This window comes from Porphyrobacter sp. YT40 (assembly GCF_006542605.1).
Lineage (GTDB): Bacteria > Pseudomonadota > Alphaproteobacteria > Sphingomonadales > Sphingomonadaceae > Erythrobacter.
In genome coordinates this window covers 1909837-1925723 of record NZ_CP041222.1, presented here as the reverse complement: position 1 = coordinate 1925723, position 15887 = coordinate 1909837, and the positions used below count along the sequence as shown (strand labels likewise).

Annotated in this window: 15 protein-coding genes; 6 read left to right on the top strand and 9 right to left on the bottom strand. The window is 66.3% G+C overall.

Going from position 1 to position 15887, the window contains the following annotated elements; genetic code table 11:
- Nucleotides 1–30: 30 nt before the first annotated feature.
- On the bottom strand, nt 31–969 hold the full coding sequence (locus E2E27_RS08920) for a D-2-hydroxyacid dehydrogenase (protein WP_141458611.1): 939 nt from the start codon (nt 967–969) through the stop codon (nt 31–33).
- An 87-nt stretch (nt 970–1056) separates the two neighbouring features.
- Here E2E27_RS08920 and E2E27_RS08915 point away from each other — a divergent pair, with 87 nt between their 5' ends.
- Entirely contained in the window at nt 1057–1674 is a 618-nt protein-coding gene (locus tag E2E27_RS08915) for a 2OG-Fe(II) oxygenase (protein WP_141458610.1), read from the top strand.
- On the opposite strand, the gene cysS is transcribed toward E2E27_RS08915, so the two are convergent.
- The 7 genes from cysS to fsa form a co-directional block, all read right to left on the bottom strand.
- Nucleotides 1671–3185, bottom strand: a complete 1515-nt coding sequence (cysS, locus tag E2E27_RS08910) for a cysteine--tRNA ligase (protein WP_141458609.1) — start codon at nt 3183–3185, stop codon at nt 1671–1673. The genes E2E27_RS08915 and cysS overlap by 4 nt on opposite strands.
- A gap of 107 nt (nt 3186–3292) precedes the next feature.
- A complete protein-coding gene (locus E2E27_RS08905) occupies nt 3293–3955 on the bottom strand; it encodes a nitroreductase (protein ID WP_141458608.1) in 663 nt (220 codons plus the stop codon).
- Between the two features lie 109 nt (nt 3956–4064).
- Entirely contained in the window at nt 4065–4562 is a 498-nt protein-coding gene (locus tag E2E27_RS08900) for a hypothetical protein (RefSeq protein ID WP_141458607.1), read from the bottom strand.
- Nucleotides 4559–5158, bottom strand: a complete 600-nt coding sequence (locus E2E27_RS08895) for a hypothetical protein (RefSeq protein ID WP_141458606.1) — start codon at nt 5156–5158, stop codon at nt 4559–4561. The genes E2E27_RS08900 and E2E27_RS08895 overlap by 4 nt, the downstream gene beginning before the upstream one ends.
- A gap of 154 nt (nt 5159–5312) precedes the next feature.
- Nucleotides 5313–5597 carry a hypothetical protein gene (locus E2E27_RS08890; RefSeq protein WP_141458605.1) on the bottom strand — a complete coding sequence of 95 codons (285 nt, stop codon included), beginning with the start codon at nt 5595–5597 and terminating at the stop codon, nt 5313–5315.
- Complete coding sequence (cobT, locus tag E2E27_RS08885) at nt 5594–7432, bottom strand: cobaltochelatase subunit CobT (protein ID WP_141458604.1); 1839 nt, start codon at nt 7430–7432, stop codon at nt 5594–5596. Before cobT ends, E2E27_RS08890 begins: the two co-directional genes overlap by 4 nt.
- 3 nt (nt 7433–7435) lie before the next feature.
- A complete protein-coding gene (gene fsa / locus E2E27_RS08880) occupies nt 7436–8089 on the bottom strand; it encodes a fructose-6-phosphate aldolase (RefSeq protein ID WP_141458603.1) in 654 nt (217 codons plus the stop codon).
- A gap of 59 nt (nt 8090–8148) precedes the next feature.
- Between fsa and E2E27_RS08875 the strand changes: the two genes are divergently transcribed.
- A complete protein-coding gene (locus E2E27_RS08875) occupies nt 8149–8805 on the top strand; it encodes a DUF2490 domain-containing protein (RefSeq protein ID WP_141458602.1) in 657 nt (218 codons plus the stop codon).
- On the opposite strand, the gene E2E27_RS08870 is transcribed toward E2E27_RS08875, so the two are convergent.
- Nucleotides 8802–9497: a DUF4197 domain-containing protein gene (locus tag E2E27_RS08870; protein WP_141458601.1), complete on the bottom strand. Its 696-nt coding sequence runs from the start codon at nt 9495–9497 to the stop codon at nt 8802–8804. The genes E2E27_RS08875 and E2E27_RS08870 overlap by 4 nt on opposite strands.
- A gap of 55 nt (nt 9498–9552) precedes the next feature.
- Between E2E27_RS08870 and E2E27_RS08865 the strand changes: the two genes are divergently transcribed.
- From E2E27_RS08865 to E2E27_RS08850, 4 genes are read left to right on the top strand one after another with little or no spacing between them, the layout of a single operon-like run.
- Nucleotides 9553–11718: a primosomal protein N' gene (locus E2E27_RS08865; RefSeq protein WP_141458600.1), complete on the top strand. Its 2166-nt coding sequence runs from the start codon at nt 9553–9555 to the stop codon at nt 11716–11718.
- 43 nt (nt 11719–11761) lie between these two features.
- Entirely contained in the window at nt 11762–13270 is a 1509-nt protein-coding gene (locus E2E27_RS08860) for a hypothetical protein (protein ID WP_141458599.1), read from the top strand.
- A 33-nt stretch (nt 13271–13303) separates the two neighbouring features.
- Nucleotides 13304–14860: a cryptochrome/photolyase family protein gene (locus E2E27_RS08855; protein WP_141458598.1), complete on the top strand. Its 1557-nt coding sequence runs from the start codon at nt 13304–13306 to the stop codon at nt 14858–14860.
- 23 nt (nt 14861–14883) lie between these two features.
- A complete protein-coding gene (locus E2E27_RS08850) occupies nt 14884–15834 on the top strand; it encodes a cation diffusion facilitator family transporter (protein ID WP_141458597.1) in 951 nt (316 codons plus the stop codon).
- Nucleotides 15835–15887 lie beyond the last annotated feature (53 nt).

The window sequence follows — 15887 nt, the reverse complement described above, 5'->3', positions numbered from 1 at the left end:
GAAAAGCGCCAAGCCGCGCCGGGGCTGCGATCAGTAGCCCAGCCGGGGATCGAACACCGGCGCGACGGGCTCGCCGCGCAGATATTTGTCGAGGTTCTCGAGGAAGCGGTCGCCCGAGCGGATGAACATCTTGTCCTGCGCCCGGCCCGACAGGTGCATCGAGATATGCGCATTCTCCAGCGACCAGAGCGGGTGGTCGGCGGGCAGCGGTTCGGGCGTGGTCACGTCGAGAAACGCGCCGCCGATCGCCTTCTTCTCCAGGGCATTTATCAGCGCGGGCTGGTCGATCACTGCGCCGCGGGCGATATTGACGATCACGGCGTCCGGTTTCATCGCCGCGAGTTCCGCCGCGCCGATCATCCCGTCGGTCTCCGGCGTAGCGGGGACGGCGAGGATCACCCAGTCGAATTCGCCCAGCCGCGCGCGCCATCCATCGGGGCCGAGCGTGTTTTCACCGGGCGAGCGCCGCACCACCGTGACATCGACATCGAAGGCTTGGAGCCGCGGCTGGATCAGTTTCCCGATCGCGCCGTAACCAAGCAGCAGCGCCTTTGACCCCGCCAGCTCGCGCTTGCCCGGACTGTCGAGCAGCCATTCGTGCCGCTCCTGCGCGCGCACCACCTCGCGGTATCCCTTGGCGATGTTGAGCATCCCCATCACCACATATTCGGCGATGGTGATGGCGTTGATCCCCGCCCCGTTGGTGACGGTGATCCCGCGCTCGATCAGCACGTCCATCGGCAGGAAATCGAGGCCCGCATAGATCGAGTTGAGCCATTTCAGATCGGTCGCCGCGCGCAGCGTTTCGGCCATGGCTTCCTTGCTGTTGGAGTCGAACCAGCCGATCTCCGCGCCCTTCACCGCCTCCAGCGATTCCTCGTGGGTCATGAACCAGCGCACATCGAGGCCTTCGGGCAGGCGCGGTTCGAGCATCGGGCGGATCAGTCCGGACAGGGCGAGCGTCGTCATGCGGCCTTCCCTAATGCCTTCGCAGGCGCACGGCCAGAGGGCGCAAGCGGCTTGACAGGCGAGACCCGGCTTGTGACAGCCCGCGCCATGCTGCTGCCGGTCTGTATCATCGACGATTTTCTCGGGCCGGAGGTGTCGGCCCGGATGCGCGAATTCGTGATCGGGCACGAGGCCGAATTCGAGCCTTCGGCGCAGTATCACTATGGCGGCTCCCGGTCGCTCGAGGGGTTCCGCAAGTCGCTGTCGTTCAGGGGCGATCCCGAGCCGGTGCTCGAACCCTTCGCGGCCGGGTTGAAAGAGGTCGCCGCCCGGCTGCGGGCCGAGACGGGATGCGAGAGTTTCGGCCTCGAACTGTCCGATTTCGATCTGACCGCCTATCGCGACGGGCATCGGCTGAAACGCCATATCGACACACATACGGGGCCCAAGCGCGCGCTGTCGGCATCGGACCGGGTGCTGAGCCTGGTCTATTACCTCATGGCCGAACCGCGGGCGTTTTCGGGCGGCGATCTGGTGATGTACGGGCTGGTCGGCGATGAGCGCCGGACCATCACGCCGCAGCACGATCGGCTGGTGGCCTTCCCCTCGCTCGCGCCGCACGAGGTCGAACCGATCCACCTGCCGGGTGACGATTTCGCCACCGCGCGTTTTTCGCTGGTATGCTGGCTGTGCCGCCCGCGCCCGGACAATCCGGCGGCGGCCTAGCCGAGCTTCCACTCCCAGCCGAGCGGATCGCCGTCCATCACCTCGACGCCAGCCGCGCCGAGTTCATCCCGGATCGCGTCGGAGGTAGCGAAGTCCTTGGCGGCGCGCGCTTCCTTGCGGCGGGCGAGCGCGGCTTCGATTTCGGCCTCGGTGATGGTCGCGGATTTAGGGCGGATGCGCAGGTCGGCGCGGGTGAGGTCGAACAGGTTTAGGCCGAGAACGGCATCCATGGCTTTCGCAAGGGTAGCCTTCTTAGCCAGATCGACCTTCTTGGCCGCCAGCACATCATCAAGCGCCGTGAGCGCGATGGCCGTATTGAGGTCGTCGCCAATCGCCGCGTCGAATTTCTCCAGCGCAGGTGCCAATTTCCCCCAATCGTCACCCTGAACTTGTTTCAGGGTCCATCCTTCCGCACGCTCCGCGCCCGCATCGGCGATGAATGCTGAACCAAGTTCAGCATGACGGGCCTTGAGTTGCTCAACAGCCATCACCATACGCTTGAGCCGCGTCAGCGCCGCGCCCAGTCCCTCCCAGCTGAATTCCAGCTCCGAGCGGTAATGCGCTTGCAGGCACATCAGCCGGTAGGCGAGTGGATGATACCCCCGGTCGACCAGCAATTGCAGCCGCAGGAACTCGCCAGAGGACTTCGACATCTTCCCCGAGCGTTCCACCAGAAAATTGTTGTGCATCCAGATCTTCGCGCCCGAATTGCGCGGATCGTCGAGGCCATTCGTGCAGCAAAAGGCCTGGTTCTGCGCGATCTCGTTGGGGTGGTGGATCTCGCGGTGGTCGATCCCGCCGGTGTGGATGTCGAAAGGAAAGCCCAAGAGCGCCTCGCCCATCACCGAGCATTCGAGGTGCCATCCCGGCGCGCCCCGGCCCCACGGCGAATTCCATTCCATCTGCCGCGTCTCGCCTGCAGGGGTCTTGCGCCAGATCGCGAAGTCGGCGGCGTTGCGCTTGCCCTCGACGCTTTCGATCCGGCCTTCCCCGTCCTCGGTCACGGCGCGGGCCAGCCGGCCATAATCGGCGACGGTCGAGACATCGAAATAGAGCCCGCTCTCCAGCTCGTAGCAATGCTTGTCGGCAATTGACTTGCCCCATGCTATCATCGCTTCGACATACTCGGTCGCGCGCGGGTGCTGCTTGGGCTGGACGTTGAGCCGCTTGAGGTCAGCCTCGAAGTCCTCTTGATAGAACTTCGCGATGTCCCACGCGCTCTTGCCCTCGCGCGCGGCCATGCGCTCCATCTTGTCCTCGCCCTCGTCCGCGTCGGAGGTGAGGTGGCCGACATCGGTGATGTTGATGACGTGGGTGAGCTTGTAGCCCTTCCACTGGAGCGTCCGCCCCAGCGTGTCGGCGAACACATAGGCGCGCATATTGCCGATGTGCTGGTAGTTGTAGACCGTCGGCCCGCAGGAATAGACGCGCGCCTCGCCCGGATGGACGGGCTCGAACACCTCGAGCGAGCGGGTGAGCGAGTTGAAAAGTTTGAGGGGCGTATCGGTCATGGGCGGGGCCTTTGCCCTATTCCGTCGTCCCGGCGCAAGCCGGGATCGCTGGCGGCGAACACGGCGCGTGCGGCACCCGGCCCCAGCTTCCGCTGGGGTGACGGAAATTATTCAAACCCGATGAACTTGACGTGCTCTTCCAGCGGCACGCGCTGGCGTTCGAAATTGTTCACCGGCGCATCCGGGTCGCGGTAGCCGATCGCCATGCCGCAGAAGAACATGTAGCGCTCATGATCGAGGCCGAGGAAATCGCGGATCGTGTTCGCGAAGATCGCCATGTATTCCTGCCAGCAGGAATCGAGCCCCTCTTCGCGCAGCAGCAGGGCGACGGTCTGGAGCCACATCCCCACATCCGACCATTGCGGTTCCTTCATCAGCCGCGGGAAGTAGACGAACATCACCGCAGGCGCATCGAAGCTGGTGGTGTTGCGCGCCATCGCCGCCATCCGCCCCGCGCCGTCATCGCGCGCGATCCCCATCGCCCCGAACATCCCCGCCGAGACCGCATCGAGCCGCTTCTTGTAAGTCTCCTCCTGCCCCGGAGCCGCCCAGTCATACTCCGCCGCCCTGGGCCCCTCGGCGATCATCTTCGCCTGCAAGTCCTTGAGCGGCTGGCCGGTCACGATGCTCGCTTCCCACGGCTGGTAATTGCAGCCCGAAGCCGCCCAGCGCGCGGTGTCCATCACGCGGGTCAGCGTCGCCAGATCGACCGGTGTGTCGAGAAAGGCGCGGATCGAGCGACGGGTGGTGACGGCTTCGGTGACGTTCATGGACGGGTCTCTCGCTGGCAAGGGATCATGGCCTCGCGCCTTCCGGCACAAGCAAACGGGCCGCAAGCGACATATTCGCTAGCGGCCCGCACGTAAGGCTCAGAAAGGATCAGCCCGGATAGTTGGTCTGGCGCACCGCCTCGGACATATCCTCGGCGTCGACCATCTTGGGGTTCTTGTGCTTTTCGCGGAACTCCTTCTCGGTGCTCGGCGCGATATCGGCGCGGCCCGACATGAAGCCGGTCTTGATCTTGCAGCGCACGAACTGGGTCTCGCCCTCCTCGATCTCGAGCGTCAGCGCGTCCTTGGTCTCGAGCGACTTCACGGTGAAGCTGCGCGGGCCGGGATCGGAGACGAGCACGAAATACTTGCCCGCGCCGAGCGAGGAGAGCTTGTCCTCAGCCCCGACATCGAACACCGCACAGCCCAGCGCCGCGCCGCTGAGGCCGCCGGTGCGGTAGAACAGCACCTGCCCCTTGCCTTCGGGCGGCGTGGGGATTTCGAGCTGGGTGTCGGCCTTGTCCTCGGCCATTGCGGCCGGTGCGGCGACGCTCAGAACGAGCGGCGAGGCCGCGGCAAGCACCGCGGCGGTCAGCAATTTCTTCATGGCATTTCCTCCCCGTTAGAGAGCGCTTGTCCGGCAGGCACACCCTGCGCGGGACGCTCGAAAGTCTCGTCGTTGCGGGTCTTGGCGCTGGCCAGCGTGCCCGGCAGGACATTGGTGTTGCCGCCGCCGATCAGAAAGCCGATCGGCCCGGCGAGTGCGGTGGTGACATTGGAGACGCCGGTGTTGTCCTGCCCCTTGGACAGCGTCTCGTCACCCGCGTCGAAAAAGCGGAAGCTGCGCAGCTCGATGCGGCGCCCGTCATGCTCGAGATAACGCGCCGCCAGCACCAGCTCGCCCGCCGCCCCGGCCATTCCGGCCTTCTTGGCGTGGACGACCTCGCCCTCGCCGACGATCCCGGCGGGGAGCACTTCGATCCCGTCGACTTCGACGGGCTTGGCAAGGCGGATCGGGAATTTCTGTCCGGAGGCGCTGATCTTGGAGCCGAGTTCGGCATCGATCGCGATGGTCAGCGGCGTGGTCTTGGGGAGCAGCAGCGGTGCGGGTGCGGGTTCTGGTGCGGCTTCGGACGCATCCATCGGAGTGGCTGCTTCGACAGCGGCAGCATCGACCGGAGCAGCCTCGACGGCCCCGGACATTGGCTCGGCGACGGGCTGCATCAGCAGCACCAGCAATGTGTGTATCAAGCGACCCTCGCCCCTCAACTGGGTGATGCGCGAGACATCCTTGAAGCCGGGCCTGCGGTCAATGGTGTTTCGTGGACGATGGACGGAATTCGGGCGAGTGTCGTGTTCACATCACACTGGCAGCGATACACAGAGCGCCGAGCGCCACGGCCAGGCCGCCAAACCGACGAAGCGTGCGGTGCTCCAGATCGAAGCGCGGGGTGTAGGCTTCCAGCTCGCGGCGCTCTTCGAAGAACCGTTCGGGCGCGCCGGCATCGAGTTCGCGCAGGCGGGCATCGCGGTTGCGGCGGGACTCCTTGACCAAGGCGGAAGGGCGGATGATGGCCCCGATCCCTCCCGCCGCCAGCATGATGCCGAGTCCGAGAAACAGGCCTTCGCCGCCTGCGCTCACCGCTTCCTCACGCCCTTCTCATCCTCGAACAGTTCGGCGAGCTGTTCCATGATCGTGCCGCCAAGCTGCTCCACGTCCATGATCGTCACCGCGCGGCGGTAGTAGCGCGTCACATCGTGGCCGATGCCGATGGCGACCAGCTGGACAGGGGAGACCTTCTCGATCCATTCGATAACCGAGCGCAGGTGCGCTTCCAGATAGCCTGCAGAGTTCACCGACAGCGTCGAATCGTCCACCGGCGCGCCGTCGGAGATCACCATCAGAATGCGGCGTTCCTCGGGGCGGTAGAGCAGGCGGGAATGCGCCCAGATCAGCGCCTCGCCGTCGATGTTTTCCTTGAGCAGACCCTCGCGCATCATCAGCCCGAGATTGCGGCGCGCGCGGCGCCAGGGCTCGTCGGCCTGCTTGTAGATGATGTGGCGCAAGTCGTTGAGGCGACCCGGATTGGCGGGCTTGCCGTCGGCGAGCCACGCCTCGCGCGACTGGCCGCCCTTCCACGCGCGGGTGGTGAAGCCGAGGATCTCGGTCTTGACCCCGCAGCGTTCGAGCGTGCGCGCCAGAATGTCGGCGCTGATCGCGGCGATGGAGATCGGCCGCCCGCGCATCGAGCCGGAATTGTCGATCAGCAGGGTGACGATGGTGTCCTTGAACTCGACGTCCCGCTCGACCTTGTATGACAGCGCGGTGCCGGGCGAGATGATCACCCGGGCGAGGCGCGCGGCATCCAGAACGCCTTCTTCCTGATCGAAATCCCAGCTGCGATTCTGCTGCGCCATCAGCCGCCGCTGCAAGCGGTTGGCGAGGCGCGTCACGACGCCTTGCAATCCGGTCAGCTGGCTATCGAGATAGGCGCGCAGCCGGTCGAGTTCCTCGGAATCGCACAGGTCTGGCGCGGCGACTTCCTCGTCGAAGCGGGTGGTGAAGGCCTTGTAGTCGACGCTCGCGGGCACCTCGGCCTGCGGACGGTTGGGGCGGACGGGGGCATTGGCGGCGTCGCTGTCGTCGCCCGGCTCGCCGTCGGCCATGTCGCTGTCGGCCTGGGTGTCGGAGGATTGCTCCCCCTCGCCTTCGCCCTCGGCCATCTCGCCCGCCATTTCGGCGCTCTGCGGATCGCCCTCGCCCTGATTTTCGTCCTCGCCCTGATCCTCGTCGCTGGGCGCGTCGTCATCATCGGCGTCGTCGGTGTCGGACTGATCGGGGTTTTCGGTGGGCCGAGTCAGGTCGAGTTCGCGCAGCATATCGAGCGCGAGCTTCTGGAAGGCTTCCTGATCGGCGATGGTGTCGGCCAGCGCGGCAAAATCGCCGCCGACCTTCTCTTCGAGGAAGTCGCGCACCAGCTCGATCCCGCCCTGCGCCTTGGCGGGCACGGCCTCGCCCGTGAGCGCCTCGCGCACCAGCAGCGCGAGCGCGGTCTGCAAGGGCACTTCGGAGGAATTCTGCGCACGCACGATCTTGTCGGAGGCGGTGCGCAGTTCGGTTGCGGCGTCGAGATTGGCCTTCATCCCGCCGAAACGGTTCGCGCCCAGCGCCTCGTAACGCACCTGCTCGATCGCGTCGTAACAGGCGCGCGCAATCGGTTCGGGCGGCGCGGCCTTGGCGTGGAGCGCGGAATCGTGGTGACGGAGTTTCAAGGCGAAGGAGTCGGCAAAGCCGCGCGCCTCGGTCACCTGATCCTGCGGCAAGTCACGCCCCGGCAGCGGCACGCGGAAGCGGTTGCCCGCAGAGCCCGGCACATCCGCGCTCCACGCGACCTCGACCTCCGGATCGCGCGCGATCGCCCGGCTCGCGCCGGTAAGCGCCTGCTTGAACAGATCGAGCGGGGACTGGTCGGCCATAGCTTAGAGGATGCTCTGCCCCGTCTTGGCCCAATCGGCCATGAAGCCCTCGATCCCCTTGTCGGTCAGCACGTGCTTGAACAGGTCGTGGATCACCTTGGGCGGCGCGGTCATGACGTCAGCGCCGATCTTGGCGGCTTGCAACACATGGGTGGTGTGGCGCACGCTGGCGACGAGAATTTCGGTGGCGAAGTTGTAGTTGTCGTAGATCAGGCGGATGTCCTCGATCAGGTCCATCCCGTCGAAGCCGTTGTCGTCGTGCCGCCCGACGAAGGGCGAGATGAAGGTCGCGCCCGCCTTTGCCGCCAGCAGCGCCTGATTGGCCGAGAAGCACAGCGTCACATTGACCATCGTGCCCTCACCCGTCAGCGCCTTGCAGGTTTTCAGGCCATCGACCGTCAGCGGCACCTTGATGCAGACATTGTCGGCGATCTTGCGCAGCACTTCGGCCTCTTTCATCATCGTCGCGTGATCCAATGCGACCACTTCGGCGCTGACCGGGCCATCGACGATCCCGCAGATTTCCTTGGTCACCTCCATGAAATCCCGCCCCGACTTGGCGATCAACGAGGGATTGGTGGTCACCCCGTCGAGCAGGCCGGTGGCGGCGAGTTCCTTGATCGGCTCGATCTCGGCGGTGTCGACGAAGAATTTCATCAGGTCACTCCAGTATTTTTGCGATGGCCGGCGGGCATGGCTGGGCTTAGGGGACGGGCATGACACGGATGCCCATGCGTTTCGCGATGCTGCTTGCCGCTACACTGGCGGCTTGGCAACCGTCGAAAGCGCGGGCGCAGGATGAAGATGTGCAATTGTGGCATGTCTTCAACCTCACCGGCGACATTGCCGAAGGCACACGGCTCACCATCGATGGCAGCCACCGCTGGCGCGAGGACGCGCGCGGCGACGAACAGCAGACAATCCGTGTGACGATGGAGCGGACCGTGGCCGAGGGCCTGCGGATCGGCGGCGGCGGAGCGGTGTTCGAGGCGGGCGGCCTCACCGAAATCCGGCCGCACCAGCAGGTCACGCTCAGCCGAGGCCGATTCGAATTCCGCACCCGGCTGGAGGAACGCTTCTTCGACGGCGCCGACCGGGTGGAGCTGCGGCTGCGCCAGCGGGTGCAATACACCCAGCCGCTCGGCAAGGGCTTGCGCGCGCAGGTGGGCGGCGAGTGGCTTGGGCTGCTTCAGGGCCGCCAGCGCGGGCAAGGCGCATCGACCGAGCAATGGCGCGCGCTGACCGGCGTCGCCTACAAGGTCAGCGACACAGTCGAGATCGGCGGCAATTACTGGCTGCTGGAGCTCCCGCGCGGCGACCGGCCGAACCGCACCAGCCACGTGTTCCAGACGGTGTTCACCTACCGCTTCTAGATCTGGCGGCCGAGCCCGAACACGCCGATCAGCAGCGGATCGCGGGTGCTTTCAGGGTTGGCGCGGATCGCGCCTTCCTCGCGTGCGATTTCGCCCCAGATGGCATCGTCGACCGCGCGCCCGAAGCGGTCGGCCACGCCTGCCGCATCAATACCGGTGAGCGCGCCGAGCAGCTGGCCGATCACCGGATCGCGGCTCACGCGGATCGCCTGGCCAAGTTCGGGCACCATCGCATCGAGCAGCGCCGGGCCGACCTCGCCGCGCAGATAGCTGCTCGCCGCGGTCGGGCCGCCGCGCACCAGATCGATCGCGTTCTCGAAGCCGATCAGCCGGATCGCGTCGGTCACCACCGGCGCGGCGCGGAAGCTCGCGTCGATCGCATATTCGGCAAAGCGCTCCTCCAGCTGATCCTTGACCAGCGCCGAGGTCAGGATGCGCGAAAGCACATCGCCGCGCGTGCCGAGCAGGTCGGCGAGGCCGAGCTGCGCCACCTGCTCGTCCCAGAACCCGCCCGGCGCGGTCAGGCGCGCGAAGGCATTCTCGCTTGCGAGCAGCAGCAGACGGCGCACCGCCTCGACCATGCTGAACCCGCCGGTGGTGGCGCAGCCCGGCAAGAGAGCGATCGCGCCGAGGCCCGCCGCTCCGGAGAGCAGCGCGCGGCGGGTGGGGCGGGCGGTGACAATTGCGGTCATTGATCGGGTCTCCATGCTTGCCCTTGGCCTATGCCTCTCCCCATATAACGCCAAGATGAACCGCGTTCGCCTCCTTGTTCTGAATGCCGCGCTCGGCCCGCTCGATTACCGCCTGCCCGAGGGCGTGGACGCGCCTGCCGGGAGCGTGGTGATCGCGCCGCTCGGCCCGCGCAAGGTGACGGGAATCGTGTGGGACGAAGGCCGGTTGCCCGGCGACGCAATCGCCTTCGAGCGCCTGCGCCCGATTTTCGAGGTGCTGCCCGTCCCGCCGCTGCCCGCGCCCCTGCGGCGGCTGATCGAATGGACGGCGGACTATTACTGCGCGCCGCTGGCGGCCGTGGCGCGCATGGCGCTCTCGAGCGGCGGGGCGCTGGGCGGGCCGGCAACGATGACCGAATATCGCCTCACCGGCGGCGTCCCCGAACGCATGACGGCGCAGCGCCTCGCCGCGATCGAGGCGCTGGCGGGCGAACAGGGCACGATGCGCGAATTGGCGGGGATTGCCGGGGTCTCCGAAGGCGTGCTGCGGGGCCTTGTCAACCAAGGCGTGATCGAGCCGGTGACGGTGAACATCGACCGCCCCTACCCGCCCGCCGATCCCGATTTTCACCTGCCTGACCTGTCGGAAGAGCAAGCCACGGTGGCAGGGACATTGGTGGAGGCGGTGCGGGCGAAGGCCTTCGCCCCCTTCCTCATCGACGGGGTAACCGGATCGGGCAAGACCGAAACCTATTTCGAACCCGTTGCCGAGGCGATCCGGCAGGGGCGGCAGGTGCTGGTGCTGCTCCCCGAAATCGCGCTGACCGAAAACTTCCTCGCGCGGTTTGCAGCGCGGTTCGGGGCCAAGCCGGTGCTGTGGCACTCCTCGCTGAAATCGACCGAGCGGCGGCGGGCGTGGCGGGCGATTGCGGAGGGTGAGGCGCAGGTCGTGGTCGGCGCGCGTTCGGCGCTGTTCCTGCCTTATGCAAACCTCGGGTTGATCGTGGTCGACGAGGCGCACGAGATCAGCTTCAAGCAGGATGATGGCGTGCGATACAACGCCCGCGACGTGGCAGTGATGCGTGCGCGGTTCGAAGGCGTGCCGGTGGTGCTGGCGAGCGCTACCCCCGCGCTTGAAAGCCTGCACATGGCAGAGATCGGGGTCTATCAAAAGCTCGACCTACCTGCCCGTTTCGGCGGCGCGAGCCTGCCGGACGTGCGGCTCATCAATCTCACCGAGGAAAAGCCGGGGAGCCAGCGCTGGCTTGCCGGGCCGCTGATTGAGGCTTTGCGCGACCGGCTGAACAAGGGCGAGCAATCGCTGCTGTTCCTCAACCGCCGCGGCTATGCCCCGCTGACCCTGTGCCGCAATTGCGGGCACCGCTTCAAGTGCCCCTCGTGCAGCGCATGGCTGGTCGAACATCGCCTCTCCGCCCGCCTCGCCTGCCACCATTGCGGCTTCGAGACGCGGGTGCCCGATGCCTGCCCCGAATGCGGGGAAAGCGACTGCCTCGTCGCCTGCGGGCCGGGCGTGGAGCGCATCGCGGCGGAAGTCGCCGATCTCTTCCCCGAAGCGCGGGTCGCGGTGGCGACGTCGGACACCCTCAACACGCCCGACCGTGCGGCGGAATTCATCGCAAGGGCCGAGGCCAAGGCGATCGACATCATTATCGGCACGCAGCTCGTCACCAAGGGCTTCCACTTCCCCGATCTGACGCTGGTGGGCGTGGTCGATGCCGATCTCGGCCTTGAAGGCGGCGACTTGCGCGCGGGAGAGCGCACCTTCTCGCAGATCGCGCAGGTGGCGGGGCGCGCCGGACGCGGGGCCAAGCCGGGCGAGGTGCTGATCCAGACCCGCCACCCCAATGCTCCCGTAATCGCCGCGCTGGCGAGCGGCGACCGTGACGGTTTCTACGCCGCCGAAACGCAAGGCCGCCGCGATGCGGGCGCCCCGCCGTTCGGGCGCTGGGCGGCGATCATCCTGTCCTCCGAAGACGAGAAGGAAGCGCGCGAGGCGGCGGTGCGGCTCGGCGATGTCCGGCCCCGGCTCGACGATGTGCAGATCCTCGGCCCCGCCCCTGCCCCGCTGGCGCTGCTGCGCGGGCGCTATCGCTATCGCTTTCTGGTGAACGCGCGGCGCAGCGCCAATGTGCAGGCGGTGCTGCGCGACTGGATCGGGGCGGTGAACTTCGCCCCCGGCGTGCGCGTGGGGGTGGATATCGACCCCTATTCCTTCGTCTGACCGGCGGCTTTACAGGGGCTTGGCCGCCGCTATCGTGGGCGCCATGATCCGTCGCCTTGCCGTCCTGCTGATCGCCCTGTGCCTCGCCCTCCCCGCCAGCGCCGCCGACTGGCTGCGCGCGGAAAGCGAGCATTATGTCGTCCACGCCGAAATGAGCGAGGCAGAGCTGGCCGCGCTGGTGCAATATCTCGAGGATTTCGGCGAGGTTCTCGATATCGTCCTGCCGGGTGAGACCACGCCGGGCCGCAAGCTGGAGCTTTATCTTGCGGGCAATGCCAGCGAGGTGAGCCGCGTCACCGATCTGCGGCTGAGCGGCGTGGGCGCGGGCGGCGCGGAAGTGCCGGTCGCTTATGTCGCCTATGACCGTGGCCGCGACCCACGGCAGCGGGCGGGAGACGTGCTGTTCTACCTCGGCGGGTATCACCTCAGCCACAAGTTCTTCCGGCCCCATGCCGTGTGGGTGCGTTACGGCTTCAGCGATTTCTTCCGCACCACCTGGCGCGACGAAAACGGTGATTTCATCCTCGGCGAGCCGCCTCCGGCCATTGCGCGCCGCCGTAACATCTCGATTGCCGATCTGCGCATGGCGCTCGCCGCCCGAACGAGTCCGGAGGACCAAGCCGCCTTCGATCGCTTTTACGAGACCAGTGCCGCGATGGTCGCGCCGCTGCTGATCGAGCCCGAACAGCGCGGCGTGCTGGCGCGCTATCTCGATGCCTATGTCTCCGGCGCGCCGATGGAGGTCGCGGCCGAGGCGCTGGGCGATGCCGAGGCTCTCGCCAAAGTAATTTCTCGCCGCAAAAGCGCGCGCACCGTGCCGATGCGCCGCGTGACGCTCCCCGCCCGCGCGCCTGTCGTCGTCACCACGACGCCGATGTCGCCCGATGAAGTGGCGCTGGTCGAAGTTCGGATCGAACGCCTGCTCGACAAGCGGCGCGAGGCGGTTTCGGGCAAGCTGTCGGCGCTCACCGCCCAATTCACCGACAGCGCGCCGGTGTGGTATGAATATGCCGCCGCCGAATTCGCCCGGGTGCAGGCCGCGGATTTCGGCGGGGTACCGCTGATGCGCGGGTTCGGCTTTGCCAATGGCGAGCTGATCGTCACCGCCAATCGCTATTCCGATGCCGAGGCGTGGCGCGCGGTCAACCGCGCATTGGCGCTCGCTCCCGATCATGCGCAGGCGCGGCGGCTGAAGGCCGAGATCATGCTCGGGCGGCTGGTGCGCGCTGCCGACGAGCCCGCGCCGGAGGAGTGGGACGCGGTGCGCGCGCTGCTCGAACCGCTCGCCGCCGATCCGCAGACGCAGCCGCTCGCCGCCGCGCTGTCCTACCAGTCGTGGATCGAGCAGGGCCTCACCCCGCCCGATGCCGCGATCGACCGGCTGGGCCGCGCCTTTGTCGCCAATGCCGGGGTGGCCGATTTCCGCTATGCCTATGCGGTCGCTCTGGCGCGCGCTGGCAAGGCGGATGTGGCGCGGATGCTGCTGACCTCGATGCTCAACCACCCCGAATTCGCCGAAGCTGCCACCCGCGCGCTGGAGGAAGCGCGCTAGAAACCAACCGGGCGCTCGCGCGTAACCCTGCCTATGACCTCTCCCGTTCTCGTGCCGATCCTCGGCGACCAGCTCTCGCGTTCGCTCTCCAGCCTTGAAAACCTCGACCCCGAAAGCGCCGTCATCCTGATGATGGAGGTGTGGGACGAGGCGACCTATGTGAAGCACCACAAGCAGAAGATCGTCCTCATTTTCTCGGCAATGCGCCACTTCGCGGAAGGCCTGCGCGCCGAGGGCTTCACGGTCGATTACGTGATGCTCGACGATCCCGACAGCACCGGCAGCTTCACTGGCGAAGTCGCGCGCGCGATCGAACGCCACTCCCCCCGCGAAATCCGCGTCACCGAAAGCGGCGAGTGGCGCGTCCAGCAGGCGATGGAAGAGTGGGCGGACCGTTTCCCCTGCCCCGTCTCCATCTGCCCCGACACCCGCTTCATCGCCACCCACGCCGAATTCCGCGACTTCGCGGCAGGGCGCAAGCATCTGACGATGGAGTATTTCTACCGCGAAATGCGCCGCAAGACGGGCCTGCTGATGGACGGCGACAAGCCTGAAGGCGGCGACTGGAATTACGACGCCGAGAACCGCGAGCCGCCCAAGGACGGGATGAACCCGCCCCCCGCGCCCAAGTTCGATCCCGACGATATCACCAGAGAGGTGATCGCCCTCGTCGGCAAGCGCTTTGCCGATCACTTCGGCGACCTCGAACCCTTCGGCTGGCCGGTGACGCGCGAACAGGCATTGGAAGCCGCCGATGCCTTCTTCGCGCGGCGGCTGGAGAAGTTCGGCCCCTATCAGGACGCGATGGTGCACGGGGAGGACGATCTCTACCACTCGATGCTCTCGACCAGCATCAATATCGGGCTGCTGCTCCCGCTCGAACTGTGCGAGCGCGCCGAGGCTGCCTATAAAAAGGGCACGGCTCCGCTCAATTCCGTAGAAGGTTTCATCCGTCAGATCATCGGCTGGCGCGAATATGTGCGCGGGTTCTACTGGCACCAGATGCCGGGGCTGGCCGAGGCCAATGAACTGGATGCGCACCGCCCGCTCCCGGAATTCTTCTGGACGGGCGAGACCGACATGCGCTGCCTTGCCGATTGCATCCGCACCACCCGCGAGGATGCCCACGCCCACCACATCCAGCGACTGATGGTGCTCGGCAATTTCTGCCTGATCGCCGGGATCGACCCGCAAGCGGTCGCCGACTGGTATCTGGTGGTCTATGCCGATGCCTTCGAATGGGTCGAGCTGCCCAATGTCGCGGGCATGATCCTCTATGCCGACGGTGGCAGGCTCGCGACCAAGCCCTATGCGGCGAGCGGGAACTACATCAACAAGATGTCCGATTACTGCGGCAAGTGCCGTTACAAGGTTTCCAAGAAAACCGGCGAGGGCGCCTGTCCGTTCAACCCGCTTTACTGGCATTTCATGGACCGCAACCGCGATCGGCTGGAAAGCAATCACCGCATCGGACGCATCTACGCGACATGGGACCGTATGGGCGAGGCCAAACAGGCGGAATATCTGGAGAGCGCGGAGAAATTCCTCGACAGCCTCGAACCTGCCAGCAAAGGCTGGGCGCGGGCCTGAACCGCCCAAGCCGGAGAGAGACGATGACCCTTGTCGCCTATGTTCGCGAGCACATCGTCCTGTTCGGAGCGCTGACCGCCAATCTCGGCATCGCCATCGCGAAATTCGTCGCTGCGGGGATCACCGGCTCGTCCTCGATGCTGTCCGAGGGCATCCACTCGGTGGTCGACAGTCTCAACCAGGTGCTGCTGCTCTATGGCGAGCACCGCGCCGACCGTGCGTCCGATGCCGCGCATCCCTTCGGCTATGGCCGCGAGCTCTATTTCTGGGCCTTCGTCGTCGCGATCCTGATCTTCGCGGTCGGGGCGGGCGTGTCCGCCTATGAAGGCTACATCCACTATTACGACCCCGAGCCGCTGCACGATCCGACGATCAATTACATCGTGCTGGGCGTGGCCTTTCTGCTCGAGGGCACATCCTGGGTGATCGCGGTGCGCGAATTCGCCGCGAGCAAGGGCGACACCGGATGGTGGACCGCGATCATGCGTTCGAAGGACCCGTCCGTCTTCGTGGTGATGTTCGAGGATTCGGCGGCGCTGGCAGGGCTGGCAACCGCCGGGGCAGGCGTGTGGGCGAGCCACTATTACAACGCGCCCGAACTCGACGGCATCGCGTCGATGGCGATCGGCGTGATCCTGGCGATGGTCGCGGTGATCCTCGCGCGCGAGGCCAAGGGTCTGCTGATCGGCGAGGCGGCCGATGTCGCGACGATCCGGCAGGTGCGTGCGATCGTCGAGACGAAGGACTGGATCACCGCGGTCAATCACGTTCGCACTGTCCACAGCTCGCCGCGCAAGATCTTCGTCGCGATCAGCGCCGATATCGAGGACCACATCACCATGGGTGACGGCGAGCGGCTGATCGAGCATCTCGAGACCGAATTGAAAGCCGCGATTCCCGAACTCTCCTCGATCTATATCCGCCCCGAAAAGCAGGAGGATGCGGCGAGGTTTGCCGACAGCGCGGAGGGATAATCTGCTCGACATTGCGCTGCGGCCCCGCAAGAGGTGTGGCAACACCGATCGTG

What these genes read in the sequence shown, in the direction of transcription:
- E2E27_RS08855 (WP_141458598.1), top strand. Translation starts at nt 13,304, where the DNA reads ATGACCTCTCCCGTTCTCGTGCCGATCCTCGGCGACCAGCTCTCGCGT.
- E2E27_RS08905 (WP_141458608.1), bottom strand. Translation starts at nt 3,955, where the DNA reads ATGAACGTCACCGAAGCCGTCACCACCCGTCGCTCGATCCGCGCCTTT.
- E2E27_RS08895 (WP_141458606.1), bottom strand. Translation starts at nt 5,158, where the DNA reads ATGTCCGGGGCCGTCGAGGCTGCTCCGGTCGATGCTGCCGCTGTCGAA.
- cobT (WP_141458604.1), bottom strand. Translation starts at nt 7,432, where the DNA reads ATGGCCGACCAGTCCCCGCTCGATCTGTTCAAGCAGGCGCTTACCGGC.
- E2E27_RS08915 (WP_141458610.1), top strand. Translation starts at nt 1,057, where the DNA reads ATGCTGCTGCCGGTCTGTATCATCGACGATTTTCTCGGGCCGGAGGTG.
- E2E27_RS08920 (WP_141458611.1), bottom strand. Translation starts at nt 969, where the DNA reads ATGACGACGCTCGCCCTGTCCGGACTGATCCGCCCGATGCTCGAACCG.
- E2E27_RS08900 (WP_141458607.1), bottom strand. Translation starts at nt 4,562, where the DNA reads ATGAAGAAATTGCTGACCGCCGCGGTGCTTGCCGCGGCCTCGCCGCTC.
- fsa (WP_141458603.1), bottom strand. Translation starts at nt 8,089, where the DNA reads ATGAAATTCTTCGTCGACACCGCCGAGATCGAGCCGATCAAGGAACTC.
- E2E27_RS08870 (WP_141458601.1), bottom strand. Translation starts at nt 9,497, where the DNA reads ATGACCGCAATTGTCACCGCCCGCCCCACCCGCCGCGCGCTGCTCTCC.
- E2E27_RS08860 (WP_141458599.1), top strand. Translation starts at nt 11,762, where the DNA reads ATGATCCGTCGCCTTGCCGTCCTGCTGATCGCCCTGTGCCTCGCCCTC.
- E2E27_RS08875 (WP_141458602.1), top strand. Translation starts at nt 8,149, where the DNA reads ATGACACGGATGCCCATGCGTTTCGCGATGCTGCTTGCCGCTACACTG.
- E2E27_RS08865 (WP_141458600.1), top strand. Translation starts at nt 9,553, where the DNA reads ATGAACCGCGTTCGCCTCCTTGTTCTGAATGCCGCGCTCGGCCCGCTC.
- cysS (WP_141458609.1), bottom strand. Translation starts at nt 3,185, where the DNA reads ATGACCGATACGCCCCTCAAACTTTTCAACTCGCTCACCCGCTCGCTC.
- E2E27_RS08850 (WP_141458597.1), top strand. Translation starts at nt 14,884, where the DNA reads ATGACCCTTGTCGCCTATGTTCGCGAGCACATCGTCCTGTTCGGAGCG.